Origin of the sequence: Prosthecobacter dejongeii, assembly GCF_014203045.1 — a bacterium.
GTDB classification, from domain to species: domain Bacteria; phylum Verrucomicrobiota; class Verrucomicrobiia; order Verrucomicrobiales; family Verrucomicrobiaceae; genus Prosthecobacter; species Prosthecobacter dejongeii.
Genome location: NZ_JACHIF010000002.1, coordinates 325,292 through 342,961, shown reverse-complemented (window position 1 = coordinate 342,961; position 17,670 = coordinate 325,292). Strand labels below are relative to the sequence as shown.

Sequence of the window (17,670 nt, the reverse complement as noted above, 5' to 3'; positions counted from 1 at the left end):
AATTCACATACGACAATGCTGCCGAAGAATGATTTTGTGAACCTATCGGCGGCGACGTCCCAAAAGGGCCATCATTCCGAAGAGGAGCAACAGAGCGCGGCTGGGCTCAGGAATGAAGACGATGACAAGGCTGCCGGTATGGATGAACTGGCTCACATCCCAGAGGTAACCAGTGCCGCTGATGTCAGGAAGATTGAACTGATCGAAGTCATCGCTGGCACCATCGCGATTTCCGCCCACTTCAAAGCCGGTGAAATTGGTGGCTACCAGGGTGGCCCAATCCAGCAAGTTAAAGACCTGACCCGCAGTGGGGGTGAAACCCACATCTTCCACGGTGATATTGCCGCTAAAGGTGAGAGTGGAACCGCTGCCCCCATTAAAAACGAGGCGGTCATGGTCCCCACTGCCGGTGATGGCCTGGATGTAAGATTGATACCCAGGCGAGCCGACGATGTTACCGCCAAAAGAGGGATCGAGCACGCCTTGATTGGTGGCACTAGTGATGCTGAGGGTGATGCCAGAACTGGAGGCAAACTCATAGATCCCCACGCCGGAAGCCGGGGAGAAAGTAAGAGTGCCATTGCCCGTATCAGACCCGGTGGTGATGTTTCCCGCCTGGAGACCCGCACCTTCTTGCAGGGAGAACGAAGAGGCCTGCACGGTGCCCGTACCCACGAACTGCGCACCGTAAGAGACAAATATGGCCCCGGTGCCAGTGAAGCCCCCTGAGCCAACTTGCAGCGTCCCTGTGAGGACCTGAGTGATGCCAGAGTGGGTATTGGCAGTGCTTGTGATATTCAGGACTCCAGAGCCGATCTTGTTAAACTCACCGCTGCCTGAGAAAGCATTGCCGATGGTGAAGGTCTTGTTAGGCTCCACTTCCACTGTGCCGCCATTCGCACCGAAGGTGATGCCGCGATTCACATCGTCCATCACAAAAGATTCCGCAGCAGCGAGGGTGCCGCCATTGAGGGTCAAATGGCCCGGATTAAAGACTGCTGGGTTGCTGCCCAGGTTCCGCTCATCACTGAGGCGCAGTTTGCCAGCATTGATGGTCGTCGTGCCTGTGATGGAGCCTGCGGAAGTCGAGGCTTCGCCAGGGGCAAACCCCGTCAAGGTCAGGGTGCCGGTGCCGTTTTTGACGATGTTCAAATCGTAGTCACTCGTGCGGCGCTGGAAGTGGTTGACGGTGGTGTTTCCGCTGCCGTTAAACACCATATTGAGAGCGGTCGTGGTGTTGCCAGAAAGGCGATGAAACATGATCGAGTTCGAAAATGTCAGCGTTCCATTGTTGTAGATATTGTAGGCTGGAGCGGTGCCATTCGCCACACGGAGCTGGGCATTGAAAATTTGTGTGCCGCCTTGGACGTCCAACGTATCACCGTAAGAATACAGCACCCCTCCGCTGCCGGTATTGACGACGAAGTTTTGCTCGCCGCTGAAGTAGAGACTGCGCACGTTTCGGTCCCCATCAATGGCCGTCGTTAAGTTACTGGCCAAGCCCTGGAAAAACACATCATTGCTAGCTGTCGGGACGGTGTTGACTTGCCAATTCGCAGCCGTGGCCCAGGAGCCGCTCGTGCCACCCAGCCAAGTGTGGTTATCAGCGATCTTGTTGATGGAAATGGTGCCGTCGTTGAGAAAATTCGTGGTGACCCAACCATACCCACTCGGCAAAGGCGCGATGTTGCTGAAGTCGAAGGTAAACTCGCCCGTCTTGGTGGCTGAGCCGATGCCGCTCCAGTCAATGAGCTGCCAAGTGCCTGCACGCCAAGGAGCATGAGCGCCCGTGACATCCGCAAGCGAAATGGTGCCGCCGAGCGTGATGGAGGCTGCCTGCGTGGTGAGGCTGAGCAAGTCGGCCTGCCCGAGGCTGGCGGAGCCTGCGTTACTGAAAAGGTCAAACTGCAAAGTCCCTGCTAGAGTGATGGCCACATTGGAGGCACCGCCCAGGCGAAGATTTGAAACCTGGCCGAGATACCCTGCGCTGCCCGCCACCCCACTGGCGACCTGATGGGTGTTACCCACCATCAACCGTGTGCCTGATGCGATGGTGATGCTGGCCCCAGCGCCACCGCTGATAATGCCGGTGCCGCCCAGGGTGCCCGTGCCACTGGTGATGACATTGCCCGTACCGGTAGCTGAGCCTGTCGTATTGGTGGCCAGCAGAGTGCCTGCACTGATGAGCGTGCCGCGAGAGTAATTGTTAGCCGCAGAGAGGGCCCAGGTGCCATTGCCCGTCTTGGTGATTTGCAGGGCGATGGTGGCCGTAGGGGCTGCATTGGTGCCGCCAATGATGCCACTCATCACTCCATTGCCAACGCCGTGCAGATTCAGGCTGGAGACATGGGCTGCATCGGTACTGGTGGAGCGCACGGTGCCACTGAGAGTCAGCGTTTGACCGGCCACGGTGTTATCAATGCGGCCATTGCCGCTGCTGGCTCCGTTGCCATTGGAAAGACGAATGTCACGATCGCTGGAGCCTCCATTGGCACCGGTAAATTCGATGCGCCCGATGGTTGCGCTATTTTGTCCTAAAGTAATGAGCGTGCCAGCGCCCATGGCCGAATTCACGCCTTTGTTTCCCAGGGTGGCGAAACGGAAAGCACCATCTGAGATGCTGATGTTCCCCAAAAAGCTGTTGGCATTGTTATTGAGGAAAACGGTGCCGTTGTCCGTGCGATTCAGGCCGCCGGTTCCGGAGATCAATCCATCAATGATGAAGTTCTGCCCACCACGAAAAGTGAGTGTGCCGGGGAGTAGAACGCTTCCCGTCAAAGTGAGGGCTCCCGTGCCTTGATTGTAAAAAGAACCACCGCCCGTGATGGTGCGATCCGTCATGGCCGCAGCACCCGTGTATTTGACATGCGAGTTAGCTCCGACGGTGAACCCACTCCCCGCACCGATGGCGCTATTCGTGCCAGCATTAGCGATGCTCGAAAACAGGAGCGTGGCATTGGTCACGACCGTGTTGCCCGTGTAGCTATTGGCATCATTGATGATGCGCCAGACGCCGCGCTGCCCGCCGTTGACTCCATTGACGGAAACGGCAAGACCGCCCTGGGCGCCCCCATTGGAAATGAGGCCACTCACGGTGTTTCCGGAGGCATCATTGCTGCGATTACCGATGGTGGTATTCAGATTGAGGGTGATCGTCGAGGTGGTGTTTCCACCACTGATGTTGCCCGCAATGTTCAGCTTATACGTGCCAGGATCGGCATCGGCACTGGTGGCATTATTCGCAATCGTATAGGTGCCAGCGGTGGTGCCACTGGCCGCTTCCAAGATCAACGGCGCATTGATGGTCGTCGTCGTGAGAGTCCCGACAGACATCGTCAAGCTGCCACCACTGCTCAGGCTCAGGGCAGGTCCCGCATTGGCTCCTGCGCTGCCGATCGTGTAAAGCCCGGCTGCATTGGTGCCATTGAAAACGAGGGAGCGGAGATTTCTCCCTGCATCAATCGTGATCAAAGTTGCCGCCGTGGTGCTGCCAAAAGTCGCTGTGTCTGCATTGGTCGTCCCGGTGGTTAGGCCAGGGATGACGCCCCCATTCCAGTTGGTGGAAAGAGACCAGTCCTGCGTGCCTGTCTGCGCAGTATTCCAAACGCCATCAGCCGCTTGTGTCGAAGGCAGGCAGAGACTCATGAGAATCACCCCACACAGCATGAACCATCGCTTTTCAGAAACTTGGGCTAGATGGCGATCTGAACGCGAAGAAGAAGCACGGTTGCCCATGCTCTGAATGAGCTGACTGATTTGCATGGTTTTTCGCAGGGGGGTAGCGAACGTTTGGTCTGCCCTAGCAGGGGGTTGGAAAGGCAGAAACGTATCGTAACTCGTTCCCTAGGAACACGCAAAGAGGAATTCCTTTACTCCTGGACTGCGATTTGCCTGATCGCTAATTTATCCCGAAGTTCGTATTTTTAAATAATTCGTGCCTTAAAGAGGTCGAATTTGAGGAAAACCAACCATGCCAACTCCCAACATTCAAGACAAGGAAGGCCGCCCTGGCAGCAGTGCCCCCATCCCCCGCCCGCCCCCTCAAGCCCCGAGTGAAAAACAGATCCAGCAGGCTTTCTGTGGCCATTTGGTGGATCGCGCCTTGTTACAGGGGCCCAATCACCGCCTCACAGAGCTGCGCCTGCTCTTTTCGGTCGTGACGGACTTTTTGCGGGGCTTTCGCGGTCTGCATTTTGTCGGGCCATGCATCACGGTGTTTGGCTCAGCCCGGTTCAAAGAAGACCATCCACACTACCAACTGGCGCGCAAGGTGGGAGCCGCGATCACGCGCATCGGCTTCACGGTCATGACAGGCGGTGGACCCGGCATCATGGAGGCGGCCAATCGTGGGGCTAAGGATGTGGGAGGCCGCAGCGTCGGCTGTAACATTGAACTGCCTTTTGAACAGAGCCATAACCCCTACCTGGACCGCTGGGTGACGATGAAGTACTTCTTTGTCCGTAAGGTGCTGCTGATGAAGTACAGCTATGGTTTTGTCATCATGCCTGGCGGCTTTGGCACGCTGGACGAGATGTTCGAAGCCCTGACGCTGATCCAGACGAAGAAAGTGCGTAACTTCCCCATGGTGGTCATGGGCAGCCAGTTCTGGGGCGAGCTGAGGGCACTGATCGACAGCATGGTGACGAATGGCACCATCAGCCCCGAGGACTTGGACCTGATCTGCTGGACAGACAGTGTGGAAGAGGCCATCAACCACCTCCAAGAAAAGGCTGTGAAGCAATTCGGCCTGACCTGCGAGATACCGCCCCAGAGCAACTCATGGCTGGGCGAAAAGGGGTTGTAAGAAAAGGCCTCAAAGGAGTGAGATTCAGCAGGATCTCACTCCTTGATAAAGCTGGGGCGGTGGCTGGGAATCTGGGCTTTAAAATCCCCCAGACTGTTCCAGTGGGCGCGTGCATCCAGATCCACCTCCGCAATGGCCACAGTGCCCCAAGCCGTGGCCTTAGCCAAAACATCCCCATAATGATCAAAGATGCCTGAGATCATCCACTGATGTTTGGTTTCATCGGTGTAGGTGCTGCTGACGACATACACATGGTTTTCACAAGCCCGTGCCGCGGCTAGGCGGGGATTGCAACCCCAGACGGGCCAGGCGATGACCTCAGCACCTTTCACCGTGAGGGCACGGGCCACTTCAGGGAAAAAGCCATCGTAGCAGATCATGATGCCCACCTTGCCAAAGCGGGTGTCAAAAACGGGGTAATCCCGCCCAGGGCTGATGCCTGCCTCCACCTCACTGCGGGGTAGGCTGACCTTGCGATATTTACCCACAAGCTCGCCTTCGGGGCCGATAAGAGCAGCGGTGTTGTAGAGAGTCGCCCCGTCCCGCTCGACCAAACCCACTACGAGGTAGAGGCGGTGCTGGGCGGCCAGCTTGCCGAAAAAAGCGGTGCTGGGCCCAGGGATGGTCTCGGCGCACTCGGCCATCTTTTTGCCCGTGCCGTAGTAGGTCAGAGTTTCTGGCAGCACCACGAGATCGGCTTTCTTTTGCGCAGCTTCAGCGATGAGTGGGGCAAATTGTGGCGGTTTGTCCGCGGGCTCTTTACCCTCCTTCGGTTGCAGGTGAATGGTGGCCAGGCGCACCTTGCGCGGCGTGGGGGCAGGCACGGCTTTTAAAGCCACATCGCTAAATGTCACACGGGCATTTGAGGCCCACTGGAGATAGAGCTCGATCTTCGCCTGGCGCGCAGCTTTGGGAGCCCGCAGTGTTTCCTCAAAACGGCCCCATTCCCCGACGGCACTGCCGAGATCACGGGGATACTCAGGCTCAGCCTGCGGAATGGTGCCCGCAGCATAACCACTCGGCGCAGGCTCCTCCCACCGGACTTGTTTCCCTGCGGCATCCTGCCAAATCACGCGGGCTACCACGCTGCGGCGCGGCTCAGGCACGGACTCAAAGTTTCTCCAAGCGGTAAATTGGTAATGCTGCCCACCTTGAACAGGCAGAGTCTGAGTCCAGCAGCCGATCCATTGCTCCCCTGCCCCAGTTTGAATGATGAGACCAGGGTGGTTTTCACGCCCACCTTTTTCCACCTGCTCATGTTGCGGGGTGGCCTCGGCACGCGGAGACTCAAAAGTCCATGTCTGAGCCCAGAGGGAGGAACATAAACCAAGAAGGACAAACAGGCATTTCATGCCAGCTACTACGCGATGAGAAAGGCCCTTTGTGCAAACACGACTCAGAGAGAAGCGCGGCAATTATCCAGCAACGCGTGCAGGTAATCCGCGATCTCTTCAAAGGCGCGTTTGTAGTCGGAATCCGCCAGGCAGATCAGCTCCGCGCGCGCTTCATTCAGCATGTTCTGGGCGAAGCTCACCGCACGCTCGATGGCGCCTTCGTAGTCGGCGATGCCTGCGAGGATGGAGGTGTCCATCGGCTCGCCTTTGAGCAGCATTTTGTTCAACTTCTGCTTCTGGGCATCGGTCGCATCCATGAGCAGATACAGGATGGGCAAGGTCAGTTTGCCCTTCACCAAATCCGTGCGCAGGGTCTTGCCGACTTTGGCTTCATCTCCGACCAGATCGAGACAGTCGTCATAGATTTGGTAAACGGTGCCCAGCTTCATGCCATAACTGTAGAGAGCCTGCTCCACCTGCTCGGGCACGCCATTGAGACGAGCCCCGAGACCAGCGGCCGCTGCAAACAGGGCTGCGGTTTTCATCTCAATCATGCGCAGATAATCAGGCACGGAAAGATTCAGGTCAAAACGACGCTGGGTCTGCAAAATCTCACCACTGCACACATCCCGGGAAGCTTTGGCGATGCTGCGGCAGACGTGGGCATCTTCAAATTCGGTCGCCAGTTCCAGCGAGTAGGCAAAGATGGCGTCTCCCAAAAGCACACTGAGGGCGCTGCCCCACTTGGCCGCTGCGGTGGGCAGGCCGCGACGCGTCGCAGCACCGTCCATGATGTCATCATGAACCAGGGAGGCGATGTGCACCATCTCTAGAATCACGGAAAGACGAGTGTGGTCGGCAGTCTTACCTCCGGTAGCACCGCCGGCCATCAAAGCCAGGGCTGGGCGAATGCGCTTCCCGGCGGCCTGGCAGACGTAACTGACATAACCCTCGACGGCAGGATCAAAGGCCCGAGCTTGGTCGCGAATGGATTTCTCGACGATCTCGAGATCGGCACGAACGAGTTCGAACGGGAAAACAGGGGCAGAAGCGCTGGCGGGGGGATTTTTCATGAACAGGGCGTGGCTGGCAGCGCCGGGGGATCTAAAATCTGACTCTTATTACGTGGCGCACCGACTTTCGTGAGTCAATTACGACCTGCATGGAATCTGCGGATGAACTTTCAGAAAGGTTAATACCCCTGAAAGTTGTGAAAACAGTCATTCCCCCTGCCAAACCTTACTCCCAGGCTGAAAAGGCACTTTTTCCGCACTCAAGAGAATTAGCGGCGACGGCGGCTCAAGAGGGACATGGCACCAAAAACCAAGAAAATTACCCGAGAAGGTTCTGGCACGAGTGAGATGCTGAGGACTCCGCTGGTGAGAAGATCCGCCGTGTTCCAGGTGAGGCCATCAGGCAATGAGGGAAGATCAAAAGCGGCGATGCTGCCAGAAACGGGCCCGGATAGCCCTGTCCAGTCAAACAGACGCCACTGGTCATTCGCGGCCCAGGTGGTCATGCCTGTGGGATTGGCCACTTTTAAAATCGTGCTGCTGCTGAGATCCACCCCACCCAGGATGATGGCCCGGTCTGCAGAAGCAACGATGCCAGTATTGTCCCCCTGTCCGGCTCCTGAAAAGAGATCGAAGTCCAAGATGGAGCCCGTCTGCATGGTGAGCAGGCCCGTGCCGGTGGTTTGCAAAGTCAATAGGCCCGCTGCCGTAGGAACCGCCCCCGGCAGCTCCGTGCCGATCTGGAGGGTGGCCCCGGTAAAGGTGATGTTTCGATCTGCTCCCGCGAGAATGCGCCCACCCGAAGACACGATTTAGCTTGATACAGTGCTATTTGGAGCGCCTTTCCTTTATCTACAAGGCTTTCAGCGTTTGACCGTCTCAAGTGTCGCATGTGTCTCATGAATTGAGCGGAAAGGGTGCGAGACGACAAGAGACAAAGTACATGGAAAGGGTCAGGGTTTTTTGAGGTCGGCGTCGAGCGAACGCTTGATGGCGCTGATGATGTTCTTCTCGGCGCGGTCCGTTGGCTTGCCGGACTTGGTGAAGGGAAAGAACGGGCGCGCTGGGATCTTCCCATCCTTTGTCCCCATTTGATGGATGGCTGCCAGGCTATGACTGCCGACCTTGCGGTCGCTGCCCACGGTCACAGTGGTGCTGGTGACCCGAATGATGCGAGGGCTATGAGCGAGCGCCCCTGAGGAGACCAGCGGCTTGGTGCCATAGCCTTTCTTTTGCTTGGCCTTGATGGTCGCAGGTTTTAGCGCTGGCCAAGATAAGGGTCGCAGTGATGGCTGAGTGAATGCGCGTTGAGCCATGCTCACCACCGTGAGGCCAGCGGCCTCCATGGCCTTCTTTGGATTCTTTGCCGTGGCCAGCTTCCTCTTCAGGTCTGGCGTGACAATGTTCTTTGTCTTGGTGAGGCTAATCTTCATCGGGTTCCTCTGGCCAGTTGATTAAAAGGGTTCTGCCATCGGGCATATTGGCAATGACCTTGCCGCTTTCGTCGAGAGCTAAGCAGTCCCCCACCACGCCGACCACCAGATCAGCGGTCTCGTGGTCGAGGTCGTTTAGCTCGGCCACGCGTTTGACTAAGGCTTCAAATTCGTCGGGATAGATCATGGTGTTTTCTGTGCGGATTTCATCCAACTGCGCCCCTCAAAGACTTTGCGAATCTCATCGCGAATGGGGGCAAAGTCATCCGTCTCCCACTGACGATTTGGCACCGGTTCGGTGCGGATCGTTGCAACGTGGCCAATCAGTGTGGCATCACCACTCTCTTCGGCGATGAATTGGGCATAAGACCTCGCCCAAGCCTCAATGGGCGACTTGTAGTAAATGAGCTGTCCAGGCGTCAGGCGGGGATTTGAATCAAAGGCCTGGTAAGCCTGGCTGTCTTGGATGGCTTTCCACCAGCCAGCTAACTCGGTGGTCAAGTTGTCGGTCGCGAAAGTGTCTTTGCCTTTGCCGGAATGGTCAAGCCAATGGCCGATTTCATGAGCCAGCGTCAGCTCTGGATGAATGTAAGATTGGCCCTTCTTTGGTTTCCTGTATTGGATTTCTTTGGCCTTTATGCCTGACGCCCCCCAAAAGTAACCAAGCGAATTGCCTGGATTGTTGCCCACCGGGATGTCTGTCAGCGGCCCGTCACCATGCACGCTATCAATGATCTTGAGCACCTTATCCACTCGCGCCCGCTCAGTCTTGGACATCTTGGCCACGGGCTTCAGCTTGCCCTTGAGGGGTGTGCCTGCGGGTGTGGTTGCGGGTGCTTGAACGGGGGATGGGGCTGGGGTTGGTGCTGGCGCTGGAGGTGTTGCGGGTGCTTGCCCCTTGGCTTTGCGCGCTTTGCTCTTGCTGCCGTTGAGCCAGTCCCAGACGGTGCGACCATCGGGCAGCTTGTTGGCTTGGGCGGCGGCTTCAAACTCTGACCAGGTGGCGTCATCGTAGCGCTCTTTGAGCTGCTTGACGGGGATGGTCAGGCCGGACGGGTCAAAGTGGTATCCGTCCGCTTTGCCGCGCATGCGGTCGCTACGGATGTCCACCTGCTTGGCTGGGCCTGCGTCGAGCTGGCCATTGCGCGCCTTGTCCAGGGCGGTCCCTTCAAGCAGGCGCTTGGACTCGGGGGCTTTCTTGGCGTCCTCGGCCTGGATCTCATCCACCTCATCCGGCAAAAGGGACACTTTGCGGCAGCGGCACCCCCATTGCCAAGGGGGCGAATGATCATGCCAAAAGGGATCATTTGCGGGGACTATTCTTTCGTTTAGTGCGGCATGAGCTGGCCTGACTTTTTCGTCGCCCAAGCTGATGTACTGCCAGAAAGGAAACACATCGGCCTGGCTCTCCATGACCTTGTGCTGTGCCAATTGATAGGCCTGGAAACCGTGGGTGCGGAGTAGGATCTCGGCGCGGGCTGCGGCACCCTCCGGCTTCATCCATGGGCCAAGCTTCTCAATGATGGCCTTCTTTTGGGTTTCCCACTCGGCACCTTTGGGCACCTCGGCAATCAGGTCGCGGATCTCTTGGACGGTGTTGGCGTCCTCAATGCCCGTGATGAGAAAAGCGCGGGCTTTAAGCTCTGGCAAAAGGCTGTCAAAAACCTCCCGGCTGACGATGGGTTTGTCAGAGATCCACTTGGCCGCCTCATCGTGGGGCACGGGCTCAAGGATGAAGGCGGAGTCGTCAGGCATGATGCAGACTCATTCCATTTTCCCGCCCTGGCCAAGTGCAGGTGGTTAGTCTGCGGGGGTGATGTCCTCTGGGCGGCCCTCCCGGCTTTCCTGCCAGGCCATGCGCCGTGCCTTGTTCCACCAATTTGTTTGACCCGGCTTGATGCGAGTGCGGCGGAGATGCTTGAGCAGGCTGGCCGCATCAATCAAGATCACGCCTGGGCTGGGGAGGCAGGCCTCCACCGCCCCCATAAGGATGAGGCGGCGCAGGGTGTTGCGATGCACCGGGATGCCGAGTTGTGAGGCGATGCGGTGTCCCATCGGGAGCCATTGCGGATAGATGGCGGGGGCGATTTTGTATCCTCCTTTACCGTCTTCGACCACGCCGAAAAGGGCGTAATGAGGCACGTCCTTGGGCAGCTTGGCCTTGATGACCTTGCCGGGCGTGAGCTCAATGTCCACCTCAGGCGCATCATCTGGGATGGGCCATGCACCTTTAGGGACGGATCGTTTTTGCTTCATGCTATAATTTTTCCTTCAGTTTGGCTGCCCATTCTTTCGCTTCATCCAGGCTTGGCAGTCCCTGGCTTGGTGGGGGTGTCGGCTGAGGTTTCGGGCGATAAAGGCGAGATGCTTTGGCGGACTCCTTGGCTAGATTCAGATCCTCCTCAAAACGGTCTGGAGAACCAATCAGATTGTCAAATTTGAGCGCGCCCTCATTGCGTTTTCCCGCCTGGATCTGACTGCGGAGGTAGGCGATGACGCGGGCAAGATCGGCGTCGGTCCATTCCCAATCGGCCCAACGGCACCACTCTGACCACTGGCGCTCGCGATGGACATTCCAGCGGATGGGGTAGCCTGTGCGGGCCTCAAACGAGGCATGCAGGGCGCGGACATGGGCGATGGGGTCAGGCGGGGTCATAATTCGGATTTGTCGAGGCTGCAAAAAACGCGGGCGCACAGGCGTTGGGCTTCTCTTCCATGCTTGCTGCGGCGTCGCAGGTGACGACCTCCAGCGCGGTTGCACTGCGCGGCCCGATCACAAGCGACAAAGCCCTTGGCCATGCCGATGGGGATGTCGAGGCGGTGCATGTAGGCAACGATGCGTTTGCGGTTTTTAGGGGTCATAGCGTCAGCAAAAGTTGGGGGTTAGCGGCGGCCCGGCGTTCGATGAAGAGTGTCTCGGCCTGCGCGATCGTGAGGGCGGAGTACACGCCTTCATTGCCGTGGCCACCGTCACAGACGATAAAGCCGAGCTGGGCCAGCTCAGTGACGCGGGGGCGAACGGTCAGGAGGTCAATACCGCAGGCGTGGGCCAGCTCTCGGGTGGTACATGGCCCGTGCTCCAGGAGTGCCTCATAAACGGAGGCGCGGAGATGCACCAAGCGTCCCTGGATCTCGCGCCAAGTGGCGTTGCTGAAGTCAATGGGGGCCATGGTCGGGGGTCAGATGGGTTGCAGGTCTTGGCTATCCACCAGGACAAGGTGTGAGCCGATGCGGGCGATGACATGGCTATCATTGGCGATCTCTCGAATGACCGTGATAGGGTCGCCATCCCCAACAATGACGGTGCCAGCGGCGGCACTGGCGGGCACGGGCTCGGTGGAGAGGTCCAGATCCAAGACAATGTTGTGGAGCTTGACCAGGTGAGAGCGGCGCGGGGAGCGGAGTTTGATGGTGCGTTCCATAAGGGTGGGGTGATTACCAAAGTTCCACGTCAGCCAGTTGGCAGGTCACGTTTGGCGCGTCGGGCTTGAGAGAGGTCAGGTGGACAAAGGGGCCTTCAAAGCCAGCGACCTCGTAGCGGGCTCCCGTGTGAATGGTTAGACCGCTCCCTTTGTAATGCCCGTCTGAGTAAGTTGCGGCAATGGGGCTAACGGGGGTGACGATGCTGCCGATCTGGATGGTTGGGGTGCTCATGTGAGGCTTTTGGGTTTGGGGGTGTTGAGCAGTTTGTTCTCAGGGATGACCATGGCATCTGGCTGGTCTCGGCGGTCCACTACGCGCCCCTCATGTGTCACGCCGCCATAGCCGCTGGTTATGGCGTCAGCCGCCTTGCGGAGTGAGCGCATACGCTCAAGATGGGGGAGGCAAATCTCGCAAGGCTTAAGGCGGCCAGCGAGAACCTCTTCCAGTCCAAGGCACGGCTGGATATAAGGTTTCTCACAAAGCTCGAAAAGGGGGCGTTGGGGTGTGTTCATTCCAGTCAAAGGCTCTTGGTTTGTTTGCTGGCCAAGCGCTTGGCCTTGGCGCTTTTGAAGCGGTTGTTGGGGCTGCCTTTGCCTGAGGCGGCATTGGCGTTGTTGATGATGGTGTACATGAGGCTCCAGACCTGTTTCGGGCTGTGGATCTGGGCCACGTCACACTTGTAAAAGCGGCGGCTTAGGGTCTCGGCATAGGCCGGGGGGAGCTGGAGTTCATGGACCTTTGCCCAGAGGGTATGTTTGGCGATGTCTAGCGCCGTGGTGGCGGCTTTGGCGACGGCGCGGGCGGCTTGTCCAGCCTGCCCCTTGAGCGCCAGGAAAGCCGCCTGGATCAATTTGCGGTCGCCATGACAAGCTTGGCTGATGCGCTTCCCGCAAGCCCCCACCGAGACGCGACGGCGGAAGTTTTCCAGGCTTTCGCCAGCGGGGATCTCCCCTGCATTTTTCAGGTGGTCGTAAGTCCGCTTGGCCAGGTCGCTGAGCTTCCACTTGGCGTCATTGTCCAGTGGCTTGGCCGTGCCCTTCAAGTCATCGGGGTGCGGCGCTTCCCCCGACTCCATCGGCATGGCCGCCAGGATCTCACTCAGCATCGGCGCGGGGCCTGTGCCACTCGCGGGGTCGAAGTAAGGTTTTGACGAAGGCGGCTCAGGATCGAAAGGGGTGTAAGGCGCTTTACCCGGCTCCATCGGTTTGGCTGTCAGGATCTCGTTAAGAGCCAGCGCAGCAGGCTGCGCGTGGCGCTTGGGCTGTGTCACCTGGCCAAGCTGGTCAGGATCGAACGGGATGGGGGTAGCGCGGCTCATGGGGTCAATCGTTGAGGAGTTGTTTGATGGCGGCCACGCGGCGGCGGGCTCCGGTTTCCAGGCCTGTCTTGATGATGAGACCAACGACCTGATGGAGGCTCGGGGTCTCGCCGGGTGAGAGGGTGATCTCCAGGTTGTAAGGCGGCAGGCCATTGCCGCCGATGGCGGTAAACCGCCAAGGGCAGCGCTCCGATTCTGAGTCTTGCGGAGCAAAGCCTAAGAGCTGCATGAGCGCGCTTTGCTCGGCGCAAGGGGTGGGGGTGGTGACGATGACTGGCATGGCGGTGAAGGGTTGGGTCTAACAATCGGTGCGGGCCTTGTCGCCAAAGACGTATTCCCGAAATCCAATCCACTGGCCGTCTTGGACGAATCCCCAAGAGCGGCTTTTCGGCAGGACGATGACGAGCGTCCAGCAATCCCCGCATTCAGAGGCTCGGACTCGGTGGAGGTGGTGGGCCGGGAAGGTGCGAACCCAGGGAGCTATGTGAACCCGGGTCTCTTGCATTACGGTTTTGCCTTTGAGGGGGCCGTCCCGGTCCAGGTAAATTTCCGGGTGATAATAGATGTCTTCAAAGTACCAGCCTTTTAGGCCGATGCTGATAAAGCGGCGCGGGTGGTCATGTGGATCAGTGGCCCAATCGTCACCGATGAAACGATGCAGGTAAATGCCGCAACCAAAACGGAGGGCCAGTGTCCAGCGCTCCATATAGACCGGGCAGCGGCCTGCTCCGCTCATCGTCTCATAAAAACAGAGACGGTTGAGCAGTCTGCGAAGCCATGAGGGCTTTTCGATCTTCGGAGCATGATTGCCGTCAATGATTTTCATGGTGGTTGTTAGGCGGCTTTTTTGAGCAGCCGGGCAGTGCGGAGGCGGCTGGCCCGGGCGGCTTTGACGAGGGTTGGGATGCGGCGGGGTTTGCGCTTCATGGGGTTAGGCGGCTTGGAGTTGGGTTTCTGCGCCTTCCACCAGGCTGAGCTTGATGGTGAAGTTTTCGCTGTGTTCCAGCTTCAGGCCGATGCCTGTCAGGAACTCTTTGTGGTCGGGCCATTTGGCCTTGATCACGTCTTTGGACAGGCTGGCTTTCCACGTCACAAAGAGATCAGCGACCTCTTCATTCGCATGGCTGATGAGGCGATCCAGGGCGGTGGTCTGGGTGATGCCCTTGACGGTTTCCACCGCTCCGCCGTTGTCGCGGAAGCTCAGCTCATGGCCTCCGATCTCGACGGTCTTGGAGTCTTTGCCAAAGAGTTCGTCGCGATGGCTCAGGGCGTAGGTTTCAATCGCCGTCGTGCATTCGCTGACGGTCTCCTTGTGGGTTTCCAGCTTGGAGACAAAGCGGGCTTTGACCGCTTCAATCTCCGCGTTCATTTCGGCGGTCAGCGCGTTTTGCAGGATGCTGGCGCGGGTGAGTTCACCGAGCTTCTTTTCCAGCTCGGGGCGGTCCTTGATGAAGGTGGCCAGCTTGGCGCGTTTGGCTTTGACGGTCTTGGCTTTGGGTGTGCTCATGGTGATAAAAAAGGTTAGGTTAATTGGAAGTCAGACGTTTGCGGGGGGGGGTAAACTCAGCGCTGGTAAAGCCCTGATAATTCTTGATGGAGGCGGTAGCGCGGGCTCCTGAGGGCAGGTCGGCGAAGGCCTTTTTATGGGGCTTGGCGGTTTTGCCTTGGGCGTTGTATTGCTCGGCTAGGGCTCGGAGGCTGCGCTCGCCCGTGGGGCCTTCTAGGGTAGCCTGGATGGTGCCCAGGTAGCGGAGGTGGGAGACAGTCACGACGACCAACTGAGCGTTGGTTAGGCGCTCGTGTTTGGGGGTGCGGTTGTGCTGGTGACTATCCACCGTCCAAGCCATCTCCAGGAGCGGCGCGGCGGTCTCAGTCGGCGTCGAGGAGTGTTTCGATTTGTTCTCCGAGGTGCGCGCAGACACCTTGGAGGATGGCCGCTTTGTCGCGGGCGCTGAGGCCTGCGGTGAGGATCTCGGCTTGGTGGTCGAGCGCGTTTTCGAGGCTGTCTTGGATGGCGCGGATTTCATGGGTCATGGGGTGCTTAGGGGGTGGGGGTAAGTCAGCGTGTCTTGCGGCCCAGGAGATTGGCGGCCTGGGCCAGAGAGGTGCAGCCGATGATGATGGCGGCCTGCGTGGTGCCTTGGATGGTGATGAGCGTTTTGCCCTCATGAGGGCAAAGGATCAAGCCGCGCTGAAAAAGCTCGGCGATGGCGTGCAAGGCGCTCTCAGTGGGGATGCAAAGATCTTTCGCGAGTGTCTCAGCCGTCCAGGCTGGGGACTGTGCGTAGCAGAGCAAGACATGGGCTTGCAAGACGCTCAGATCCAGCCGGGACAGGCCGCGCAGGCAGCCTTGCACGGCGGCCATGGTCGGTCCGTCCGTCTGAAGGCCGCGAGCTTCGTAAATGAGGCTTGCAGCGTTCTGGTGGATGCTATCGGTGTCGGGTGTCTCGGCAGGCTGGAGAGCAAGGCCAAGGAGTGAGGTAGCGGTGTTTGGGCTCATGGGGTGCAGTGAGGTTGAAGGGTTGGTTAGCATGCCGGGCAGCGCCGTGCGTTGTAGGAGGTGCAAAAGGCGGCGTAATCAGGGATGCCTGTTAGTAGATCTAGCTCAAGGTCCGTGCCTTCCATGACAAGCCTGCGGGCGGTTAGTTTGTAGCTGGGCCTGCCGTTTGTTTCAGTGACCATGGCCAAGCCGAACTCGGCGTTTCTGGTGATTCGTTTGGAGAACTGCTCTGCTCCATTCACATGCATGTGAAATTTGAAAGGGGGTGACTTCAATTTCTCGACGGTTAGAGGTGCAGGGGTGCTCATGGGGTGCGGGGGTTACAGGCTGGTGGTGGCTTTGTTGCGGGCTTTCAGCTCGTCGCTGATGTGGCGTTTGATCTCTTCAAAAGTGATGGGGGTTTGCGCCTTAGCCTGGGCGCGGTGCGCTCGGACTAAGACCTCGCGGACAAAGGCCAGATTGCCGTTGCCACGGGCGTGGCGGGCCAGCTCGGCGGCAGCGGCGGCGAGATGATCGGTGACGATGGCGGGCAGGCGCTTCTGGAGTAGGATCTTGACGTCATCGGCCTGCGGTGCGCCAAGCTCCACGATGGCCAGGAGACGGTTGCCCGTGAGCTGGGAGAGGTCGTCGGCGTGCTCCGTCTCAATCGTGCGGAAGAGCCGCTTGTGACAAGCGAGCTGGATCTTGACGTTCGACTGGCTAATCACTGTCTTGAGCGTGCGCAGGCAGCGGACACCAAAGTCATGCACCTCATCCACCTGGATGATGGTGCCGACTCCCCGAGTGTTGATCGTGTCGGAAAGCTTGCGCAGGCGGGCCGTGGCATTGCGGCGGCCTGGATCCACACCCAAGGCGGTGAGCATCTCTTCCAGCATGCTGTTAGGCCTGTCTCCCCATGCTGCCGAGGCTTCCACGCGAAACACCTGAGGTTGCACAGTCATGCCGTTGTACTTCTCGCGGATGATGTCGAGGGCGCTGGTCTTGCCCGTGCCAGTCTCGCCTTTGATGATCAGGATTCGGGCGAGGGTCTTGGAGAAAATCAGGCGGCTGGTCTGGCCACGCACGGCTTTGGCGCTGCTCAGCTCCTCATACAGGGTCAGCTCGTCATCATCGGAGGCTCCGACAAGCTCGGCAAAGACGGCGCGGTAAGCGGGTAGCCACTTGGCGACGTCCAGGTCATCGGTCTTGCCCTTGGCGATGGCCGTAATGGTCTTGTCTGACTGGCCAAGGCCAGGATGCAGGCGGATCAACTCAGCCTTGCTGAGGTCGTCGGCATTGGAGATCTCCAGGATCTGGAGCGCGAGGGTGCGCAACTCTTGCGCGGGTGTCTGGGTCTGGGTGCTCATGTGGGTGCGGGGTGCGTTGACGGGGTTGCGGTTAGGCGGCTAGAAAGGTGGCGATGCGGGGGTCATCGGGGATGGGTTGTGGGCTCCCGGTTTCGGTGGGGCGGCACTGGTAGGACAACTCAGCTAGGCGAAGGTGAAACCGGATGTCGGCCTTGTCTGATTCCGAGGTGTAGTCGGTCAGCCTGGTGACGATGATGAGGCTCTGACGGGCGGCCTCGCGCAGATCAGCGGCGGCACAGTCGGCGCAGATGCCTGCCAGGCGGATGGTGGGGTCATTCGCCCGTCGTTTGGCATCGCCCTCCAACTCAAAGAGATCGGCCTTTTGAGCGGCGGCCTCGGCCTTGCGGAGATGCAGCTCACGGATGCGAGCGGCGCGGTCGGGGGCCGTGTTGTCCAGCGTTAGCAAGGCGAGAGGTTTGAAGGGCTTCATCGCAGCGCCGGGGCGGACGGCGCTGGCGACGTGATCCCAATGGTAAGGCGTGGGGGTGGTGCTCATAGA

General features: G+C 58.7%; 25 protein-coding genes. 1 reads left to right on the top strand and 24 read right to left on the bottom strand.

The window, feature by feature from the left end; all coding sequences use genetic code 11:
- Positions 1-42: 42 nt before the first annotated feature.
- Positions 43-3,762: a beta strand repeat-containing protein gene (locus tag HNQ64_RS06735; protein ID WP_184206756.1), complete on the bottom strand. Its 3,720-nt coding sequence runs from the start codon at positions 3,760-3,762 to the stop codon at positions 43-45.
- Between the two features lie 208 nt (positions 3,763-3,970).
- Here HNQ64_RS06735 and HNQ64_RS06730 point away from each other — a divergent pair, with 208 nt between their 5' ends.
- On the top strand, positions 3,971-4,804 hold the full coding sequence (locus HNQ64_RS06730) for an LOG family protein (RefSeq protein ID WP_184206754.1): 834 nt from the start codon (positions 3,971-3,973) through the stop codon (positions 4,802-4,804).
- Between the two features lie 35 nt (positions 4,805-4,839).
- Here the strand turns inward: HNQ64_RS06730 and HNQ64_RS06725 are convergent, their stop codons facing one another.
- The 23 genes from HNQ64_RS06725 to HNQ64_RS06615 form a co-directional block, all read right to left on the bottom strand.
- Positions 4,840-6,156: a carbon-nitrogen hydrolase family protein gene (locus HNQ64_RS06725; RefSeq protein WP_184206752.1), complete on the bottom strand. Its 1,317-nt coding sequence runs from the start codon at positions 6,154-6,156 to the stop codon at positions 4,840-4,842.
- Positions 6,157-6,200: 44 nt separating this feature from the next.
- Complete coding sequence (locus HNQ64_RS06720; protein ID WP_184206750.1) at positions 6,201-7,211, bottom strand: polyprenyl synthetase family protein; 1,011 nt, start codon at positions 7,209-7,211, stop codon at positions 6,201-6,203.
- A gap of 209 nt (positions 7,212-7,420) precedes the next feature.
- On the bottom strand, positions 7,421-7,960 hold the full coding sequence (locus tag HNQ64_RS06715; protein WP_184206747.1) for a PEP-CTERM sorting domain-containing protein: 540 nt from the start codon (positions 7,958-7,960) through the stop codon (positions 7,421-7,423).
- Positions 7,961-8,104: 144 nt separating this feature from the next.
- On the bottom strand, positions 8,105-8,584 hold the full coding sequence (locus tag HNQ64_RS06710; protein ID WP_184206737.1) for a phage virion morphogenesis protein: 480 nt from the start codon (positions 8,582-8,584) through the stop codon (positions 8,105-8,107).
- Entirely contained in the window at positions 8,574-8,771 is a 198-nt protein-coding gene (locus tag HNQ64_RS06705) for a hypothetical protein (protein WP_184206735.1), read from the bottom strand. Before HNQ64_RS06705 ends, HNQ64_RS06710 begins: the two co-directional genes overlap by 11 nt.
- Positions 8,768-10,339 carry a phage minor head protein gene (locus tag HNQ64_RS06700; protein WP_184206734.1) on the bottom strand — a complete coding sequence of 524 codons (1,572 nt, stop codon included), beginning with the start codon at positions 10,337-10,339 and terminating at the stop codon, positions 8,768-8,770. Before HNQ64_RS06700 ends, HNQ64_RS06705 begins: the two co-directional genes overlap by 4 nt.
- Before the next feature lie 45 nt (positions 10,340-10,384).
- Complete coding sequence (locus HNQ64_RS06695) at positions 10,385-10,840, bottom strand: hypothetical protein (RefSeq protein ID WP_184206732.1); 456 nt, start codon at positions 10,838-10,840, stop codon at positions 10,385-10,387.
- Between the two features lies 1 nt (position 10,841).
- Positions 10,842-11,240 (bottom strand): hypothetical protein, encoded by a 399-nt coding sequence (locus HNQ64_RS06690; RefSeq protein ID WP_184206730.1) that lies wholly within the window; start codon positions 11,238-11,240, stop codon positions 10,842-10,844.
- Entirely contained in the window at positions 11,237-11,446 is a 210-nt protein-coding gene (locus tag HNQ64_RS06685) for a hypothetical protein (RefSeq protein WP_184206728.1), read from the bottom strand. Before HNQ64_RS06685 ends, HNQ64_RS06690 begins: the two co-directional genes overlap by 4 nt.
- A complete protein-coding gene (locus tag HNQ64_RS06680) occupies positions 11,443-11,754 on the bottom strand; it encodes a winged helix-turn-helix transcriptional regulator (RefSeq protein ID WP_184206726.1) in 312 nt (103 codons plus the stop codon). Before HNQ64_RS06680 ends, HNQ64_RS06685 begins: the two co-directional genes overlap by 4 nt.
- Positions 11,755-11,763: 9 nt before the next feature.
- A complete protein-coding gene (locus HNQ64_RS06675) occupies positions 11,764-12,006 on the bottom strand; it encodes a hypothetical protein (protein WP_184206725.1) in 243 nt (80 codons plus the stop codon).
- Between the two features lie 13 nt (positions 12,007-12,019).
- Positions 12,020-12,238, bottom strand: coding sequence for a hypothetical protein (locus HNQ64_RS06670; RefSeq protein ID WP_184206723.1), 219 nt, complete (start codon positions 12,236-12,238; stop codon positions 12,020-12,022).
- Entirely contained in the window at positions 12,235-12,390 is a 156-nt protein-coding gene (locus tag HNQ64_RS06665; RefSeq protein WP_184206721.1) for a hypothetical protein, read from the bottom strand. The genes HNQ64_RS06670 and HNQ64_RS06665 overlap by 4 nt, the downstream gene beginning before the upstream one ends.
- Before the next feature lie 134 nt (positions 12,391-12,524).
- Complete coding sequence (locus HNQ64_RS06660) at positions 12,525-13,325, bottom strand: hypothetical protein (RefSeq protein WP_184206719.1); 801 nt, start codon at positions 13,323-13,325, stop codon at positions 12,525-12,527.
- Positions 13,326-13,329: 4 nt separating this feature from the next.
- Positions 13,330-13,605 carry a hypothetical protein gene (locus tag HNQ64_RS06655; protein ID WP_184206717.1) on the bottom strand — a complete coding sequence of 92 codons (276 nt, stop codon included), beginning with the start codon at positions 13,603-13,605 and terminating at the stop codon, positions 13,330-13,332.
- Positions 13,606-13,623: 18 nt separating this feature from the next.
- A complete protein-coding gene (locus HNQ64_RS06650; protein ID WP_184206715.1) occupies positions 13,624-14,151 on the bottom strand; it encodes a hypothetical protein in 528 nt (175 codons plus the stop codon).
- Positions 14,152-14,256: 105 nt separating this feature from the next.
- On the bottom strand, positions 14,257-14,832 hold the full coding sequence (locus HNQ64_RS06645) for a host-nuclease inhibitor Gam family protein (RefSeq protein WP_184206713.1): 576 nt from the start codon (positions 14,830-14,832) through the stop codon (positions 14,257-14,259).
- Between the two features lie 19 nt (positions 14,833-14,851).
- A complete protein-coding gene (locus tag HNQ64_RS06640; RefSeq protein WP_184206711.1) occupies positions 14,852-15,247 on the bottom strand; it encodes a hypothetical protein in 396 nt (131 codons plus the stop codon).
- On the bottom strand, positions 15,195-15,359 hold the full coding sequence (locus tag HNQ64_RS06635) for a hypothetical protein (protein ID WP_184206709.1): 165 nt from the start codon (positions 15,357-15,359) through the stop codon (positions 15,195-15,197). Before HNQ64_RS06635 ends, HNQ64_RS06640 begins: the two co-directional genes overlap by 53 nt.
- A 25-nt stretch (positions 15,360-15,384) precedes the next feature.
- On the bottom strand, positions 15,385-15,825 hold the full coding sequence (locus HNQ64_RS06630) for a helix-turn-helix domain-containing protein (RefSeq protein WP_184206708.1): 441 nt from the start codon (positions 15,823-15,825) through the stop codon (positions 15,385-15,387).
- Between the two features lie 26 nt (positions 15,826-15,851).
- The gene (locus HNQ64_RS06625) at positions 15,852-16,133 is read right to left on the bottom strand and encodes a hypothetical protein (protein ID WP_184206706.1); all 282 of its coding nucleotides are present in this window, start codon (positions 16,131-16,133) and stop codon (positions 15,852-15,854) included.
- 12 nt (positions 16,134-16,145) lie between these two features.
- Positions 16,146-17,171, bottom strand: coding sequence for an ATP-binding protein (locus HNQ64_RS06620; RefSeq protein WP_184206704.1), 1,026 nt, complete (start codon positions 17,169-17,171; stop codon positions 16,146-16,148).
- 31 nt (positions 17,172-17,202) lie between these two features.
- On the bottom strand, positions 17,203-17,667 hold the full coding sequence (locus HNQ64_RS06615) for a hypothetical protein (protein WP_184206702.1): 465 nt from the start codon (positions 17,665-17,667) through the stop codon (positions 17,203-17,205).
- Positions 17,668-17,670: the final 3 nt, after the last annotated feature.

Excerpts from the sequence above, each read along its gene's own strand:
- HNQ64_RS06635 (WP_184206709.1), bottom strand. The coding sequence starts at position 15,359 with ATGACCCATGAAATCCGCGCCATCCAAGACAGCCTCGAAAACGCGCTC.
- HNQ64_RS06695 (WP_184206732.1), bottom strand. The coding sequence starts at position 10,840 with ATGAAGCAAAAACGATCCGTCCCTAAAGGTGCATGGCCCATCCCAGAT.
- HNQ64_RS06710 (WP_184206737.1), bottom strand. The coding sequence starts at position 8,584 with ATGAAGATTAGCCTCACCAAGACAAAGAACATTGTCACGCCAGACCTG.
- HNQ64_RS06680 (WP_184206726.1), bottom strand. The coding sequence starts at position 11,754 with ATGGCCCCCATTGACTTCAGCAACGCCACTTGGCGCGAGATCCAGGGA.
- HNQ64_RS06685 (WP_184206728.1), bottom strand. The coding sequence starts at position 11,446 with ATGACCCCTAAAAACCGCAAACGCATCGTTGCCTACATGCACCGCCTC.
- HNQ64_RS06730 (WP_184206754.1), top strand. The coding sequence starts at position 3,971 with ATGCCAACTCCCAACATTCAAGACAAGGAAGGCCGCCCTGGCAGCAGT.
- HNQ64_RS06720 (WP_184206750.1), bottom strand. The coding sequence starts at position 7,211 with ATGAAAAATCCCCCCGCCAGCGCTTCTGCCCCTGTTTTCCCGTTCGAA.
- HNQ64_RS06650 (WP_184206715.1), bottom strand. The coding sequence starts at position 14,151 with ATGAAAATCATTGACGGCAATCATGCTCCGAAGATCGAAAAGCCCTCA.
- HNQ64_RS06705 (WP_184206735.1), bottom strand. The coding sequence starts at position 8,771 with ATGATCTATCCCGACGAATTTGAAGCCTTAGTCAAACGCGTGGCCGAG.
- HNQ64_RS06675 (WP_184206725.1), bottom strand. The coding sequence starts at position 12,006 with ATGGAACGCACCATCAAACTCCGCTCCCCGCGCCGCTCTCACCTGGTC.
- HNQ64_RS06625 (WP_184206706.1), bottom strand. The coding sequence starts at position 16,133 with ATGAGCACCCCTGCACCTCTAACCGTCGAGAAATTGAAGTCACCCCCT.
- HNQ64_RS06690 (WP_184206730.1), bottom strand. The coding sequence starts at position 11,240 with ATGACCCCGCCTGACCCCATCGCCCATGTCCGCGCCCTGCATGCCTCG.
- HNQ64_RS06620 (WP_184206704.1), bottom strand. The coding sequence starts at position 17,171 with ATGAGCACCCAGACCCAGACACCCGCGCAAGAGTTGCGCACCCTCGCG.
- HNQ64_RS06655 (WP_184206717.1), bottom strand. The coding sequence starts at position 13,605 with ATGCCAGTCATCGTCACCACCCCCACCCCTTGCGCCGAGCAAAGCGCG.
- HNQ64_RS06665 (WP_184206721.1), bottom strand. The coding sequence starts at position 12,390 with ATGCGCTCACTCCGCAAGGCGGCTGACGCCATAACCAGCGGCTATGGC.
- HNQ64_RS06660 (WP_184206719.1), bottom strand. The coding sequence starts at position 13,325 with ATGAGCCGCGCTACCCCCATCCCGTTCGATCCTGACCAGCTTGGCCAG.
- HNQ64_RS06615 (WP_184206702.1), bottom strand. The coding sequence starts at position 17,667 with ATGAGCACCACCCCCACGCCTTACCATTGGGATCACGTCGCCAGCGCC.
- HNQ64_RS06670 (WP_184206723.1), bottom strand. The coding sequence starts at position 12,238 with ATGAGCACCCCAACCATCCAGATCGGCAGCATCGTCACCCCCGTTAGC.
- HNQ64_RS06645 (WP_184206713.1), bottom strand. The coding sequence starts at position 14,832 with ATGAGCACACCCAAAGCCAAGACCGTCAAAGCCAAACGCGCCAAGCTG.
- HNQ64_RS06630 (WP_184206708.1), bottom strand. The coding sequence starts at position 15,825 with ATGAGCCCAAACACCGCTACCTCACTCCTTGGCCTTGCTCTCCAGCCT.
- HNQ64_RS06735 (WP_184206756.1), bottom strand. The coding sequence starts at position 3,762 with ATGCAAATCAGTCAGCTCATTCAGAGCATGGGCAACCGTGCTTCTTCT.
- HNQ64_RS06700 (WP_184206734.1), bottom strand. The coding sequence starts at position 10,339 with ATGCCTGACGACTCCGCCTTCATCCTTGAGCCCGTGCCCCACGATGAG.
- HNQ64_RS06725 (WP_184206752.1), bottom strand. The coding sequence starts at position 6,156 with ATGAAATGCCTGTTTGTCCTTCTTGGTTTATGTTCCTCCCTCTGGGCT.